Annotated in this window: 11 protein-coding genes; 2 read left to right on the forward strand and 9 right to left on the reverse strand. The window is 66.8% G+C overall.

Features of this window, described 5'->3' with window-relative positions; translation table 11 throughout:
• Window positions 1–5: 5 nt before the first annotated feature.
• Entirely contained in the window at window positions 6–1,679 is a 1,674-nt protein-coding gene (mdcA, locus tag C7402_RS11840; protein WP_112177758.1) for a malonate decarboxylase subunit alpha, read from the reverse strand.
• Entirely contained in the window at window positions 1,663–2,451 is a 789-nt protein-coding gene (locus C7402_RS11845; RefSeq protein ID WP_116610798.1) for a GntR family transcriptional regulator, read from the reverse strand. Before C7402_RS11845 ends, mdcA begins: the two co-directional genes overlap by 17 nt.
• Window positions 2,452–2,667: 216 nt before the next feature.
• Between C7402_RS11845 and C7402_RS11850 the strand changes: the two genes are divergently transcribed.
• Window positions 2,668–3,969, forward strand: coding sequence for an MFS transporter (locus C7402_RS11850; protein ID WP_116610799.1), 1,302 nt, complete (start codon window positions 2,668–2,670; stop codon window positions 3,967–3,969).
• A gap of 77 nt (window positions 3,970–4,046) precedes the next feature.
• Here C7402_RS11850 and C7402_RS11855 read toward each other — a convergent pair whose 3' ends face one another.
• Window positions 4,047–4,973, reverse strand: coding sequence for a DMT family transporter (locus C7402_RS11855; protein WP_112177761.1), 927 nt, complete (start codon window positions 4,971–4,973; stop codon window positions 4,047–4,049).
• A gap of 123 nt (window positions 4,974–5,096) precedes the next feature.
• Here C7402_RS11855 and C7402_RS11860 point away from each other — a divergent pair, with 123 nt between their 5' ends.
• Window positions 5,097–5,966, forward strand: a complete 870-nt coding sequence (locus C7402_RS11860) for a LysR family transcriptional regulator (RefSeq protein WP_116610800.1) — start codon at window positions 5,097–5,099, stop codon at window positions 5,964–5,966.
• On the opposite strand, the gene C7402_RS11865 is transcribed toward C7402_RS11860, so the two are convergent.
• The 6 genes from C7402_RS11865 to C7402_RS11890 all read right to left on the reverse strand — a co-directional run bounded on the left by C7402_RS11865 (window position 5,954) and on the right by C7402_RS11890 (window position 13,863).
• Window positions 5,954–7,003, reverse strand: coding sequence for an ABC transporter ATP-binding protein (locus C7402_RS11865; RefSeq protein ID WP_116610801.1), 1,050 nt, complete (start codon window positions 7,001–7,003; stop codon window positions 5,954–5,956). The genes C7402_RS11860 and C7402_RS11865 overlap by 13 nt on opposite strands.
• 18 nt (window positions 7,004–7,021) lie before the next feature.
• Window positions 7,022–8,674: an ABC transporter permease gene (locus C7402_RS11870; protein WP_425273777.1), complete on the reverse strand. Its 1,653-nt coding sequence runs from the start codon at window positions 8,672–8,674 to the stop codon at window positions 7,022–7,024.
• Window positions 8,675–8,699: 25 nt separating this feature from the next.
• Window positions 8,700–9,719, reverse strand: a complete 1,020-nt coding sequence (locus C7402_RS11875; RefSeq protein WP_116610802.1) for an iron ABC transporter substrate-binding protein — start codon at window positions 9,717–9,719, stop codon at window positions 8,700–8,702.
• Window positions 9,720–9,750: 31 nt separating this feature from the next.
• On the reverse strand, window positions 9,751–11,058 hold the full coding sequence (efeB, locus tag C7402_RS11880) for an iron uptake transporter deferrochelatase/peroxidase subunit (protein WP_116610803.1): 1,308 nt from the start codon (window positions 11,056–11,058) through the stop codon (window positions 9,751–9,753).
• Between the two features lie 2 nt (window positions 11,059–11,060).
• Window positions 11,061–12,221, reverse strand: coding sequence for an NHL repeat-containing protein (locus tag C7402_RS11885; RefSeq protein WP_224044920.1), 1,161 nt, complete (start codon window positions 12,219–12,221; stop codon window positions 11,061–11,063).
• Window positions 12,222–12,348: 127 nt separating this feature from the next.
• Window positions 12,349–13,863 (reverse strand): carbohydrate porin, encoded by a 1,515-nt coding sequence (locus C7402_RS11890; protein WP_116610804.1) that lies wholly within the window; start codon window positions 13,861–13,863, stop codon window positions 12,349–12,351.
• Between the last annotated feature and the right edge of the window lie 153 nt (window positions 13,864–14,016).

A 14,016-nucleotide genomic window follows, 5' to 3' on the forward strand; every position in this document is an offset into this window, starting at 1 on the left:
GCCGCTTACCAGCTACGGAAGCGCGCGGGCGGCGTGTAGAGGCCGCCCGACCAGGTCACCAGATCGTCGATGCTGCGCGCGGCGAGCAGCGAGCGCTTGGCCTCGCCGCGCAGAATGCCGAGATCCTCGGGGAACTGCACGATGCCGCGGCGGCGCAATTCGTCGGTTTTCTGCTGCTGCGCGCGCAAGCCGATGGGCGTGACGCCCGCCACGGCGGCGAGCGCCGCGCGGCGCTCGTCGATGCCTTCGGCGCGATGCAAATGCGCGATGCCTTCCTCGGTCACGACATGGCTCACGTCGTCGCCGTAGATCATCACGGGCGCGACGGGCATGCCGCTCTTCTGGCCCACGGCAATCGCGTCGAGTTCGTCCACGAAGGTCGGCTCGCCGCCTTTCTTCCAGGTTTCGGCGAGTTGCACCACGAGCTTGTGGCCGCGCGAAACGGGGCCCGTATCCTTGAGCAGCTTGAGCCACGCCTCGCTCGCGTGACGCCGGCCACGCGGGTCGTGGCCCATGTTCGGCGCACCGCCGAAGCCCGCGAGCCGCCCGCGCGTGACGGTGGACGAATTCGCGTCGGCGTCGATTTGCAGCGTCGAGCCGATGAAGAGATCGACGGCATATTGCCCCGCAAGCTGGCACAGCACGCGGTTCGAGCGCAGGCTGCCGTCGCTGCCGGTGAAGAACACGTCGGGGCGCGCGGCGATATACGCCTCCATGCCCACTTCGCTGCCGAAGCAGTGCACGCTTTCCACCCAGCCCGATTCGATGGCGGGAATCAGCGTGGGGTGCGGATTGAGCGTCCAGTTGCGGCAAATCTTGCCCTTGAGGCCCAGCGATTCGCCGTAGGTGGGCAGCAGCAGTTCGATCGCAGCCGTGTCGAAGCCGATGCCGTGATTGAGCGAGGCGATGCCATAGGGCGCATAGATGCCCTTGATGACCATCATCGCGGTGAGCACCTGCAAGTCGCCGATATGGCGCGGGTCGCGCGTGAAAAGCGGTTCGACGGCGAACGGCCGGTCCGCCTGCACGACCACATCGACCCACGAGCCGGGAATGTCCACGCGCGGGAGTTCGTCGACAATTTCGTTCACCTGAACGATGACGATGCCCTGGCTGAACGCGGCCGCTTCGGCGATGGTGGGCGTGTCTTCGGTGTTCGGCCCGGTGTAGAGATTGCCGTGGCGGTCCGCCTTTTCGGCGCACAGCAGCGCGACTTGCGGAATCAGGTCCACGAACATGCGCGCGTACAGCTCGACATAAGTGTGGATCGCGCCCACTTCGAGCTGGCCGTCTTCGAGCAGTTGCGCGACGCGCAGGCTTTGCGGACCCGCGAACGCGAAATCCACGCGGTGCGCGATGCCGCGCTCGAACAGCGTGAGGTGCTCGGGGCGGCTGATGCTCGAAATCAGCAGGTGAACGTTGTTGACCTTGGCGGGATCGGCTTTTGCTAGCGAACGCGAGAGGAAGTCGGCCTGCTTCTGGTTGTCGCCTTCCAGCGCGACGCGGTCGCCCGGGCGAATCAGCAGTTCGAGTGCGTCGGTCATGCGCGAGGTGGGCAGCACGCCGTCTTCGAGCCAGTGCGAAATGGCGGCGAGGCGGCGGGCCTTTTCGTCGCGGCGCGTGGTCCATGAGCGCGGCGCGAGGTCAGGCGAGGTGGACGTATCAGCTTGAGGCTTCATCGGCGGTTCGGCTCCGTGAGCGGGAAGAGGCGGCGCGCGGCTTTGCCGTGGCAGCGGCCGCAGGCGGCGCTGAGGCGGGCGCTGCGGGCAGCGCGGCGCGCTCGGTCAGAAAACGGTAGATCAGTTCGCCCGTGCCGAGCAGATGCGCGGCCACGAGCTTTTGCGCGGTGGGCACGTCGCCGCGCTTCACGGCGGCGAGGATTTCGGCATGTTCGCTATCGGATTCGCCCTTGTACTCGGGAAAGCCGAATTTCAGGCGCAGATAGCGCTCGCCGCGGCGATGCAGAGCGGCGAGCATCTCCAGCAACTGCGGGCGGCCGGCGGGCGCGTAGAGGCTCATATGGAAGGCCTCGTTGCGCGCGACGTAAAGCGACGGATCGCGCTCGCGCTTCGCGGCGGCGGCAAGCGTGCTCACTTCGCGCAGCGTGGCGCTCGTGTGGTTGGGAATGGCGAGGCCGAGCGCGAGGCTTTCGAGCGCCGAGCGGATCTCGTAGATCTCGCGCGCTTCGTCGGCCGAGAGCGAGGCGACGCTCGCGCCCTTGTTCACCTCGATCTTCGCCCAGCCTTCGCTCGCGAGCTGGCGCAGCGCCTCGCGCACGGGAATGGCGCTCACCGAAAAATGCCGCGCGATCGCGTCCTGGCGCAGCGGCGCGTTGGGCGCGAGCTTGCCCTCGACGATCGCGCTGCGCAGGGCGTCGGCGATCATCCTCGAGGTGCTGGTGCGGGGCGCGGCGGCGCCTTCCAGGGGAAAACCATTCGTTGCGTCGGTCATAAGATCAAATATTATATATAAAACGACGAAGGCGGAAGCCTCGAAAACCCGCAACACAGAAACACAAAACCACTATAGGCGGGCAAGCAGAACGGGGGCTTACAGGGAGCTTCTGAAAGAAGGGCCGGCGCTCGACCGGCCTGCATCTGCGCGTGTCGCGGAACGTGTTCGCACGGGTACGCGCGCAGGCGAGACACCAAAGGAGAGAGAGGCATCATGAATTCGATCACCGAGACCGCGCGGCGGGCTCAAGGCAAGACACCGCTCAACCGGTCGCAGATCGCCGGTTTCTGGGGCGCCTGGGCAGGCTGGACGCTCGATGGCATGGACTCGTTCATCTACGCGCTCGTGCTCACACCCGCACTCACCGAGTTGCTGCCGCGCTCGGGTTACGAGGCGAGCGCGGCGAACGTCGGGCTTGCCGGCTCGATCCTGTTCGCGCTCTTCCTGGTGGGCTGGGGCCTTTCATTCATCTGGGGGCCGCTTGCCGACCGCTTCGGACGCACGCGCGTGCTGGCGGGCACCATCTTCATGTTTGCGATCTTCACGGGCCTTTCGGCTACGGCGCAAAGCGTCTGGTCGCTCGGCTTCTACCGTTTTCTGGCCGGTGTGGGCATAGGCGGGGAGTGGGCGCTCGCGGGCACCTACGTGGCCGAGTCGTGGCCCGAGGATCGCCGCAAGATGGGCGCGGGCTATCTGCAAACGGGCTATTACGCGGGCTTTTTCATCGCGGCGGCGTTGAACTACACGATTGGCGTGCACTTCGGCTGGCGCGCCATGTTCCTCACGGGCGCGCTGCCGGTGGTGGTCGCCATTCTCGTGCTCACGCGCGTGGAAGAACCGGACAAGTGGCAGAAGTCGGAGGCGAGCCACGTGCATCGCGGCCACCCGTTGCGCGAGATCTTCGGCAGCGTGTACCGCGTGCGCACCGTCGTGGCCTGCGCGTTGCTCACCATCGCGATCATCGGGCTGTGGGCGGGCGCCGTGTACGAGCCCTCCGCCGTGATTCAACTCGCCACGAAGGCGGGCGCGAACAAGGCCGAGGCGATCCGCACGGCATCGATTGCCACCGGCATTCTCTCCATCGGCACGATACTCGGCTGCCTCGCGCTGCCGCCCATGGCCGAGCGCATTGGCCGCAAGTGGACGCTCGCCGTCTATTTCGCGGGCATGGCCGTGACGATCGCGGCGAGCTTCGGCTGGGCCTTCTATCTGGAGAACGGGCTCGTGCCGTTTATCGCGCTGCTGTTCGTGCTGGGCTTCTTCGGCGGCAACTTCGCGCTGTTCAGTCTCTGGCTGCCCGAACAGTTCGAAACGCGCGTGCGCGCCACGGCGTTTGCGTTTTGCACGTCGTTCGGACGCTTCGTGGGGGCGGGCGTGAACTTCATGCTCGGCGCGGCGGTGCTGCATATGCACACACTCGGCATGCCTGTGGCGCTCACCGCGATCGCATTTGTTCTCGGACTCCTCATCATTCCGTTCGCGCCGGAAACGAAGGGGCAGGTGTTGCCGTCCTGAGGGCCCTTTGCGGCGCGGGCGACCGTGCCTTTTCTCGCTGGATTCGCTGGATTCGCTGGATTCTGCGTTCGTAGCGGCTAGCGCCGCGCCTTCACGAGCCTGGGCGGCATCAGGCGCCAGCCCAGATTCACGCCCAGACTCGCCACCACGATGAGCACCATGCCCGCGAGTTGCGGCACGCTCAGCGCGCGCCCGTAGACGAGCGCGTCCACCGCGATCGCCGTGAGCGGATACACGAACAGCAGCACGGCGATCACAGGCGTGGTCAGCATCGGCAACGCGCCGTAAATGAGCACATACGAAAGCCCCGTGTGGAGCACACCCATGCCGACGAGCCAGCCCCATTGCACGCCGGAGATGTGCGCCAGTTCGAGCGGCGCGAAGAACGGCGCAACCAGCGGCAAACACACCGTGCCCACCACGCATTGCATGAGCGTGAACAGATGCGGGCGAAAGTTACGCATGCTCTTGGCGATCAGCGTGACGCTCGCATACAGCACCGAGCCGCCCAGCGACTCGGCGATGCCGATCATATAGCTCGTGTGATCGGCGACATGGCTTTCCGCGAGCACGCCCGAGGCGAGCACGAGCCCCACGAAGGCGATGCCGATCCAGCCCAGCCGGTCCGCGCCGAGGCGCTCGTGAAAGAGCGCCGCACCCATCAGCACGACCCAGAACGGCTGCACATGGAACACCACGGTCGACACGGCAATGCTCGTGCGATGGATCGCATCGAAGAAGGCCACCCACTGCGTGACCATCAGCACACCTGAGATGAGCGAGAGCGCGAGCGTGCGGCGCGTGAACTGGCGCGGCGAAAGCCAGCCCTTGTAGGCGCAGTACGCGGCGAGCGCGAGCATGCCGAAGAGGCAGCGGAAGAACACGAGCGTGAGCGCGCCAAGGCGCGCCTCCTCGACGAACACGCCGATCGTGCCCATCAGGAGGCCACCGCTGGCGAGCATGAGCACGCCTTGCTGGCGGCTGCCGGGGAGGTCGGTTTGCATGGCCGGAGCGGGAAAGTCGAAAGCAGGTTGAAAACCCAGTCAGTATTCGCCAGTTGCAGGGTGTCGGCAAACGAATTAAATTGAAGAATTCCATCAATCCAGCTTATTAATCCCGAACCCTGCATGAACCCCGAATTCGATATCGACTTGCTGCGCACCTTCGCCGCCGTCGCCGACGCGGGCAGTTTCACGAAGGCGGCGGTCGCGGTGCATCGCTCGCAGGCGGCCGTGAGCATGCAGATCAAGCGGCTCGAGCAAATGCTCGGCACCTCGCTGTTCACGCGCGACACGCGCAATCTCGCGCTCACGCGGCCGGGCAATACGCTGCTCGAATACGCGCGGCGGGCACTGGACTTGCAGGAGGAGGCGTGGGCGGCGATGGTGCGGCCCGAGGTGACGGGGCGCGTGGTGCTCGGCGCGCCCGACGACTATATGGCGTCGCTGCTTTCGCCCGTGTTGCGGCGCTTTTCGACGCTCTACCCGCACGTGGAGATCGAGATCGTGTGCGCGCAGAGCGTGGCGCTCGGCCCGTTGCTCGCGGACAACAAGATCGACATTGCCTTCGTCACGCGCGACCGCAAGTTGCGCGGCGAATTCGTGCGCGCCGAGGATATGGTCTGGGTGGGCTCGGCCACCGACCCGGCGCCGCTCGCCATGTCGCCGCTGCCGGTCGGGCTTTACGAGCATGGCAGCGTGGCGCGCGCGCATACGGTGGCGGCGCTCGACGCCGCACATATACGTTATCGCGCCGCGTACAGCAGCGCGAGCCTCATGGGCCTGATGGCGACGGTGGAGGCGGGCATTGCGATCGTCGCGCTCACGCGGTGCAGCGTGCCGCCGCGCTTCGCGATACTCGGCGAGGCGCACGGCCTGCCGAAGATCGAGCCGCTGGAAATCGTGGTGGCGCGCAGCGTCAAGTCGAACCGGCCGACCTGCGACTACCTCGCGCAGCAGATGGTGCAGGACCTTTCGGTGCCGCGTCAGCGCGGGTAGACGCTCACTTCGCCGCCCACCGCGAGCCGCACGCGCTCGCCTTCGCGCGGCGTGCGGTAGCCCGGCACGCGCGCGCGGACCGTTGTGTTCGCATCGATCAGTTGCAGCGTGAGCGCGGCGTCCTGCCCCTCGAAGGTGATGTCGCGCACGAAGGCGTCGAGTGCGCCGTCGCGCTGCGTGCTCTCGGGCAACACGTCGATCTGCTCGGGGCGCAGCATCACATCGACGGGGCCGTTGTCCGCTTGCGCGCCTTGCTGGATCGGCAGCGCGCCGAGCACGCAATGAGCGCGCCCGTTTTCCACGGTGCCCGGCAACAGCACCGCCTCGCCGATGAAGGCCGCCAGTTCGCGCGTGGCCGGACGCCGGTAGAGCGTTTGCGGCGGTGCGCTCTGAAGCACATGACCTTGCCATAGCACGGCGACTTCGTGGCCTAGCGAAAGCGCCTCGGCCTGATCGTGCGTGACGAGCACGGCGGTCGCGCCGGCGGCGGCAAGCGCGCGCGCCACGGCTTCGCGCGTTTCAACGCGCAGTGCCGCGTCGAGCGAGGAGAACGGCTCGTCGAGCATCACGAGACCGGGCGAGGGCGCAAGCGCCCGTGCGAGCGCCACGCGCTGCTGCTGGCCACCCGATAGCTGTTGCGGTGCACGCGTTGCATAGGATTCCGGAAGACCGACCAGATCGAGCAATTCGGCCACGCGGTGTTGGGCGCGCCGCTGTGCGCGCGGCAAACCGAACACGATGTTCTCGGCCACGCTCAGATGCGGAAACAGCGCGCCTTCCTGCGGCACGTAACCGATGCGGCGCTGCTCCGTGGGCAGATGCAGGCCGTCGCTCGCAACCCGTCGGCCGTCGATCTCGATCGTGCCCGCGTCGGCGCGCTCGAAGCCGCACAGCACGCGCAGCAGCGTGGTCTTGCCGCTGCCCGAGGGACCGAGCAGCGCGACGAGCGAACCCGATCGCACCGAAAGGTCGATGCCGTGCAGGACCGGATGACCGTCGAAGGCCTTCTTGAGGCCGGATAGGCGAAGTGTGCTCATGGCGGGGCGAAGAAAAGCTTAGTTGGCGTCCGGCGGCGTGCCCGCGGGCGCATGGCCCGCAAGTGCCGAGCGGCCCGCGAACGCGAACAGGAGGCCGGAGGCCGCGAGCGACAGCGCGGTGAGCAGCGCGGCATAGGGCGCGGCGGCCGCGAAGGCGAGCGTGGAGGTGTCGGTCCACACCTGGGTGGCGAGCGTGTGCGTGCCGATGGGCGCGAGCAGCAGCGTGGCGTTCAGTTCGGTCACCACGGAGATGAAGACCATCGAGGCCGCCGCGCCAAGCCCCGGACCCGCAAGCGGCAGCACCACGCGGCGCAGCGTCTCGAACCAGCCCAGCCCGAGCGCGCGCGCCGTTTCTTCCAGGCGCTGCTGCGCTTGCATGAGTGCGGCACGGACGCTCACGAGCGCGAGCGGCAGAAAGAGCATCGCATAGGCGGCGATCAGCAGCGTGGTGCCCTGATAGAGCGGTTCGAGCATGCGCACCGCGAGCGAAACGATGGCGAGCGCGATCACGAGGCTCGGCACGCCTTGTGCGATGAAGGCCGTGCGTTCGAGGAACGTGGCGGCGCGGCCGGGGTAGCGCGCCAGCAGCCAGCCGAGCGGCAGTGCGAGCAAGGTGGTGAAGAATGCTGCGGTCAGGCCGAGCCGTAGCGATGCGAACGTGGTGGAGAACAGCAGTTCGGGCGAAACTTCGGCTGGCGTGATCGCGGCAGCGCCCGGCTGCGTGAGCCAGTAGCCGATCATCGCGAGCGGCACGCCGAGCGTGGCGGCGTTGAGCGCGACGAAGCCCGCCACGACGGGCCAGCGCCAGCGCCCGAGCGCATGGCGCACGCTTGCGCGCCGCGCGCCGCGATCCACGCGCTCGTAGCGCGCGCGCCCGCGCACGCGAAACTCCAGCACGAGGCAGACGAGGCACAGCAGGATCAGCACGCAGGCGAGCAGCGAAGCCCCGCCGCCATCGAAGCTCGTGCGGTATTCCGCGTAGATTTCGGTGGTGAAGGTGCGAAACCGCAGCAACGTGAATGCGCCGAATTCGGACAGCACGCCGAGCGCGACCAGCAGCATCGAGCCGAGCAGCGCGGGCCGCAATTGCGGCAGCACGACGCGCACGAACACGGCCCAGCGATTGCAGCCGAGCGCGCGCGCCGATTCTTCGAGCGCGGGGTCGAGCCCGCGCAACGCGGCCGCGACCGGCAAATAGACGAGCGGGAAATAGGCGCTCGTGATGACGATGAATGCGCCGAGAAAGTCCTGCAAATCGAGGCTCAGCGAGACCCACGCGTAGCTCGTGACGAACGCGGGCATGGCGAGCGGGGCGGCGGCGAGCAGCGCCCAGGCGCGCCGCCCCGGCAGGTCGGTGCGCTCGACGAGCCACGCGACGGCGGTGCCGAGCACGGCCGAAGCGAGCGTGGCCGAAACGGTGATCGAGAGCGTGTTGACGAGCAACTCGCCCACGAGCGGACGGAAGATCAGTTCGGCGGCGTCGGCGAAGCCGAACGAGAGCGCGCGCCAGAACGTGAGCGCGAGCGGCAGCAGCACCAGCAGCGGGCCGAGTGCGGCGGCGGCAAAGAGCGCACGCGGCGCGCGCCGCCGCGTGAGTTCGGGTGACGCCGCCCGGGCATCTTCGGGATGAGACTCCGGCATGGCCTGCGCCGTGGTGACTGCTTCGCTCACGATCTTGCTTCGGACTCCGTGGTGATTACAGCAGACCGGCCTGACGCAGCAGCTTGCCTGCCTGGCTGTCGTCGCCGAGTTGCTGGATGGTCAGCGCAGGCGGCTTCAACTGGTCGAACGGCTTGTTGATGGGGTCGCTCGCCACGCCTGGGCGCAGCGGATACTCGAAGCTGATGTGGTTCTGCGCCATCAGCTTCTGCGCGCGCTCGCTCACGAGGTAGGCGAGGAACTTCTGCGCGCCATCCACGTTGTGCGCCGACTTCATCACCGCCGCGCCCGAAACGTTCACGAGCGCGCCCACGTCGCCGTCGGCGAAATGAGCCACGGCGCTGCGCGTCTGCTTGTCGCCGATCTCGGCGTGCAGGCGGTCCCAGTAGTAGTTGTTGATGATGCCCGTGGCGACCGCGCCGCGATTCACGGCGGCGACCACGCCTTCGTCGTCGTCGAAGATCTGCGCGTTGTTCTTCAGGCCCTTGAGCCACGCGAGCGTCGCGGCTTCGCCCTTCATGGCGAGCACGGCGTCGACGAGCGGCAGAAAGTCGGCGTCGCTCGGCGCGATCCCGACCTTGCCTTTCCATTCGGGCTTCGCCAGATCGAAGATCGTTTGCGGCAGTTGCGCGGGCTGCACCTTGGCCGTGTTATAGGCGAGCACGTTCTCGCGCGCGGTCACGCCCACCCATTGCCCTTGCGGCGAGTTGAAGCGCGCCGGGACGGCGGCGAGCGTCGCCGGCTGCACGGGGGCGAGCAGCCCCTTCTCTTCGAGCAGCATCAGCTCGGGCGAATTCTCGGTGAAGTAGACGTCGGCGGGCGTTTTCTCGCCTTCGGCCACGAGTTGCGCCGCGAGCGCCGGACCTTCGCCGCTGCGGATCTTCACGTCGATGCCGGTTTGCTGCTCGAAGTCCTTCGCGAGCTGGTTCACGACTTGCTCGTGCTGCGCGTTGTAAAGCGTGATCGACGCAGCGTGCGCGCCGAGCGGCAGCAGACCGGCCACGGCGAGCGAGAGGGCGGCGGCGCGCAGCGGTGCGCGCATCAAGGAAATTTTCATATTACTTCGTTGTCCGTGTTATCGATGAGTCTCAGGCGCTGAACAGTTCCGCGCCGATGAACGAGCCCGGCTTCGCACCGGGGGGGCACGCGAAAATCGCGCTGCCCACGTGCGTCGTGAACTGGTTCATCATGTCGAACTTCGCGAGGCGTTCATTGATGGGAATGAAGCCTGTGCGCGGGTCGCCCTGGTGGGCGACGAAGATCAGGCCCGCGTCGTACTCGGTTTCCTGACGCCACGGCGGCCAGCGCTCGATATAAAAGTCCGTGCTGTCGTTGTACGAGTACGAGCGGCGCAGGATCTGCGCCCCGTTGTTCGACGCGCGGTTCGAAAGGCGCACGTGCGAATTCTCGGGAATCAGCGGATTGCCGTCCTTGTCCTGCGCGTCGAGATCGACGTTGTCGAATTCCTTTTTCTGGCCGATGGGCGCGCCGCTGTATTTGTGGCGGCCGAACACCTGTTCCTGGAAACCCAGTTCCATCTGGTCCCAGTGCTCCAGCGTGATGCGGATACGCCGCACCACCGTATACGTGCCGCCTTGCATCCACGGCGCGTCGGCGGCCGTGGCCCAGACGAACTGGTTCATCGCCTTGGGGTCCGTGGTCGGCGGATTGTTGGTGCCGTCCTTGAAGCCCATGAGGTTGCGCGGCGTTTGCGCGCGCGGGCCCGAGAGAAAACCCGCCTGGCCCCAACGCATCGTGAGGATGCCATAGCCTTGCCGCGCGAGCTGGCGCACGGCGTGAAAGGCCACTTGTGCGTCGTTGGCGCAGGCCTGGACATAGAGGTCGCCGCCGGTTTTTTGCGCGATCAACTGGTCGCCGTTGAAGCGCGGCAGATCGACGAGCGCGGCCGGGCGCTTGCTCGCGAGGCCGTAGCGGTCCTTCTCCTGCGAAGTGAAAAGGCCGGGGCCGAAGCCGAACGTCACCGTGAGCCCGGCCGGGCCGAGGCCGAGCACGTCGCCGGAGTCGGGCGCGGGGTGGTCGTCGCCGGTGTAGTCGAGCGCGGCGGCGGGCTGCGCCTGGGTCATGCGCGCGGCGGACTCGGTCCACTTGCGCAGCAGGTTGATCACGTCGTCGCGCGAGGTCGTCGTGAGGTCGAACGCCGCGACATAGGTGTGCGCCTGCTGGGGCGTCACGATGCCGGCCTGGTGCTCGCCGTAGAACGGCTCGACGGCCAGCATCGGGTCGGCGGCCATGGCATGGTGCTTTGCATCGGCGGCCTGGGCGAGGCTGCTTGCGCCGAGGCTGGCGCCAACGCTGGCACCCAGGGCGGCACCGGCTTTCAGAAAGCCGCGCCGCGCGGGGCGCGATGGCGTGTTGGGGGTATCGTCGGAGGACATGGTTATTTAGCCAGCACGAGGGTATTCACGTCGTCTTCCACGTAGTAGAAGCCGTCGCCAGCCGGGGTCAGCGCGATGCCGAACAGGTCGCCGTTGCCCGGAGGAGTTTGTGCCTTGTCGGTATCGATCCAGCGCGCGTAAAGCTGTTTGGCCGCAACCGGGTCGATCTCGACGACCTGGCCGTTCAACGCGTTCGTCACGAGCAGGTGGCCCTGCGGCGTGGCGATCATGGCGAGCGGGCGGTGCAGCAGGCCGTCGGCGGTAAGCTGGCGGCCCACGCCCGCGCTGGTGTCGCGCGTGAGCGGATCTTCGATCACGTTGATGCGGTTGCCGATCGCGTCGGACACATAAAGCAGCTTGTTGTCCGCCGAGAGCGCGAGGCCGGTCGGGCCGACGAGGAACACGCCCTTGTCGGCTTGCGCGCCAAAGCCGCTCGCGACCACCGTTTCGCTTTTCACGACCGGCGCCTGGCCGCCCGGAATGTCGAGGTCGAGGCGCAGCACCGTGGCCTGCTTGAACACGGGCGGCGTGCCGTCCGCGCCGCCCACGCCGAAGCCCGCGTTGCTCACGAACAGCGTGGCGTGGTCGCCGTTGTCGACCACGGCCATGTTGCCCCACGGGTCATTGATGTTCGGACTGCTGATGACCTTGGCAATCTTGCCGCTGCTGTCGAGCACGATCATGCAGCCCGCGCCCTTGGTGCCGGTCGTGCCGTCGTTGCTCGGCGTGCTGCCCACGATCACCCAGCCCGACTTGAGCATCGTCATCGCGGTTGACAGGCCCACGCCGCCGGGGCATTCCTTGAGGTCGCGCGGAATCGAGGCAAACAGCGTCATCTGCTTCGTGTCCGGGTGATAGTCGACGATCGTGCTGCCGGTGCCTTGCAGGTTGGACGCGTTGTTGAAGTTGTCCACCAGCACGTCGCCTGCCTTCACGGTGCCGGAGGACACCGGCGCGACGAAGATCGCGTACGGGTTCTGGTCGCCGTTATCGGGCACCGTGTTGATGAGCGTGGTGTGGTGCTTGACCGTTTCGAGCAGGCCCGACTGGTCGGCGCGAGCGGCGAGCGGGGCGCTTGCGAGTGTGGCCGCGGCGGCGAGCCCGAGCGCGGCCCGGGTGGCGTGGGCCGTGCATCGCAGGAGCGTGCGCGTAGCGTGTTTCATACTGAATCTCCGTGCCTCGCGAGAGCGCTGCGCTTGCGGCGCGGCGCGGCGCTCAGGCTGCATGGGTTGCGCGAGGACTTGGGGTTGGACATGGGAGAGGAACCTGGGCGTGGCGCGGCGTACGCGTTCAGAACGTGATGTTGGTCCGCACGCCGAGCACGAACGTGTTGCGCAGTGGCGCTGCCGGGTCTTGCGGGTTCTGGCCCGCGCCCGCGTTGAACGTGTATTGCGCGTCGGCCTGAAGGAGCCACCACGGCGTGACCTGATACTGATACGTGGCTTCCAGCGTGGTTTCCTGCGTGCGAACGCCGTAAGGACCGCCGAGGAACATGCGCGAGTCGAGGTCGAGGTTGTGCACGTTGTTGCCGACCTTGATATAGGTGGCGGCAAGACCGACGCTGTCGTTGTCGCGGCCCTTGAACGGCGCTTTCATCACGATGCCGAGGTTCGCGGCGAGACTCACGAGATTGCGGTCGCCAGGCCCGCCCATCACGCGTGCGAACACGCCGATGCTGCGCGGCTCGTCCGGGTCGGGACGCCAGATCATCTGGTCGGCGACGGCATAAATGCTGTAGTTGCCTTGATGCTGTGCCGCAACGCCGGTCGAAGCCGGATTCGCGAGCGAGAGGCCGGTGTTGTCGAAGCGCTGGTCGGCAAACGGATTGTTGTTGTACCAGAAGCCGATCTTGTAGGTGCCCGGCAGGCGGTGGTTGTCTGCGCTGACGAGCTCGCCTTCGGACGGCTGGTTGATGGCGTACTGCAACTCGCCTATCCACAACGTGCCGTTATGCAGATTGAAGTTCGTACCACTAAGGTTGTCCGGATTGTTGCCGAGCGGGTCGCCTGCGAACACGCCGGCAAGCGCCGTGAGGGAAGGCGTGATCTGCCCGCGCACGCGCACGCCGAGACCGGCGAGCGGGTAGGCCGGGCCGCCCGAGGGCATGTCGTACGAGGGCAGCGCGGGCCAGCCGAACATCGTGTTGACGAACAGCGCGCCGTACTGGCTCACGATGAATTCCTGGTCGAGGCTCTGCTGACCGATCTTCACGTCAAGGCGCTTGTCGAGAAACGACTGCTGGTACCACAGTTCCCAGAGGCGCGTGGTCGGCGTGGCTTCGATACCGCTGGCGGTATTCAGCGTGCCGAGGTTGGACGTGCTCAGGTTGGTGCCGTGGATCTGCAAGGCGCTCACGTTGAAGAGGCCGCCCTGAATGCCGAGCGCCTTGCTCGTGTCGACCTGCACCGTCGCCGTCGTGAGACCGTCGTACGCACCGCCGGTCCTGAGGCCGCCGCGCAGGTTGGCCAGGTATTCGCTCGTCTCCGTGAGCTGGAAGGTCACACCGTATTTGCCGAGCCACGGGCGCAGGCCGCCCATGTCGCCGAGCATGTTCTGGCGCGTCCAGAAGCCGGTCCAGAAGTTCGAGGGCTGCGCCTGAATGGCGAGGTCGGCTTCCGGTGCTTCGGGCGCCGCGTCCGGGCTCGCGCTGCTTTGGGCTTGAGCCGCGCTGCATGCGAATGTCGCGCTGGCGGCAAACGCCGCAATGGCGCGCAACCCCGGTACGCGCCGATGTGCCTGGCGGCCGTGCGCCGTGCTGCGCGAGCAGGCCGGCGCCGCCACCCGGACGGAGCGGGTCGAATTCATCGTATTCCTTACTTATTGAATGATTGCGTGATTGATCGCGTCGGCGTTAGTTATTCGCAAGCCACTGAATACCCGTCATCTCCAGACGGCGCCATCGTACTAATCAGGAATACAAGCGTCAACAAAAACGAGAATGATTCTCAACTGTTTTAC

It is taken from the genome of Paraburkholderia unamae, from assembly GCF_003096875.1.
GTDB lineage: Bacteria > Pseudomonadota > Gammaproteobacteria > Burkholderiales > Burkholderiaceae > Paraburkholderia > Paraburkholderia unamae.

Bases quoted from the DNA above. Each gene is read 5' to 3' on its own strand.
- C7402_RS11860 (WP_116610800.1), top strand. From the start codon at position 5,097: ATGAACCCCGAATTCGATATCGACTTGCTGCGCACCTTCGCCGCCGTC.
- mdcA (WP_112177758.1), bottom strand. From the start codon at position 1,679: ATGAAGCCTCAAGCTGATACGTCCACCTCGCCTGACCTCGCGCCGCGC.
- C7402_RS11850 (WP_116610799.1), top strand. From the start codon at position 2,668: ATGAATTCGATCACCGAGACCGCGCGGCGGGCTCAAGGCAAGACACCG.
- C7402_RS11845 (WP_116610798.1), bottom strand. From the start codon at position 2,451: ATGACCGACGCAACGAATGGTTTTCCCCTGGAAGGCGCCGCCGCGCCC.
- C7402_RS11875 (WP_116610802.1), bottom strand. From the start codon at position 9,719: ATGAAAATTTCCTTGATGCGCGCACCGCTGCGCGCCGCCGCCCTCTCG.
- efeB (WP_116610803.1), bottom strand. From the start codon at position 11,058: ATGTCCTCCGACGATACCCCCAACACGCCATCGCGCCCCGCGCGGCGC.
- C7402_RS11855 (WP_112177761.1), bottom strand. From the start codon at position 4,973: ATGCAAACCGACCTCCCCGGCAGCCGCCAGCAAGGCGTGCTCATGCTC.
- C7402_RS11890 (WP_116610804.1), bottom strand. From the start codon at position 13,863: ATGAATTCGACCCGCTCCGTCCGGGTGGCGGCGCCGGCCTGCTCGCGC.
- C7402_RS11885 (WP_224044920.1), bottom strand. From the start codon at position 12,221: ATGAAACACGCTACGCGCACGCTCCTGCGATGCACGGCCCACGCCACC.
- C7402_RS11865 (WP_116610801.1), bottom strand. From the start codon at position 7,003: ATGAGCACACTTCGCCTATCCGGCCTCAAGAAGGCCTTCGACGGTCAT.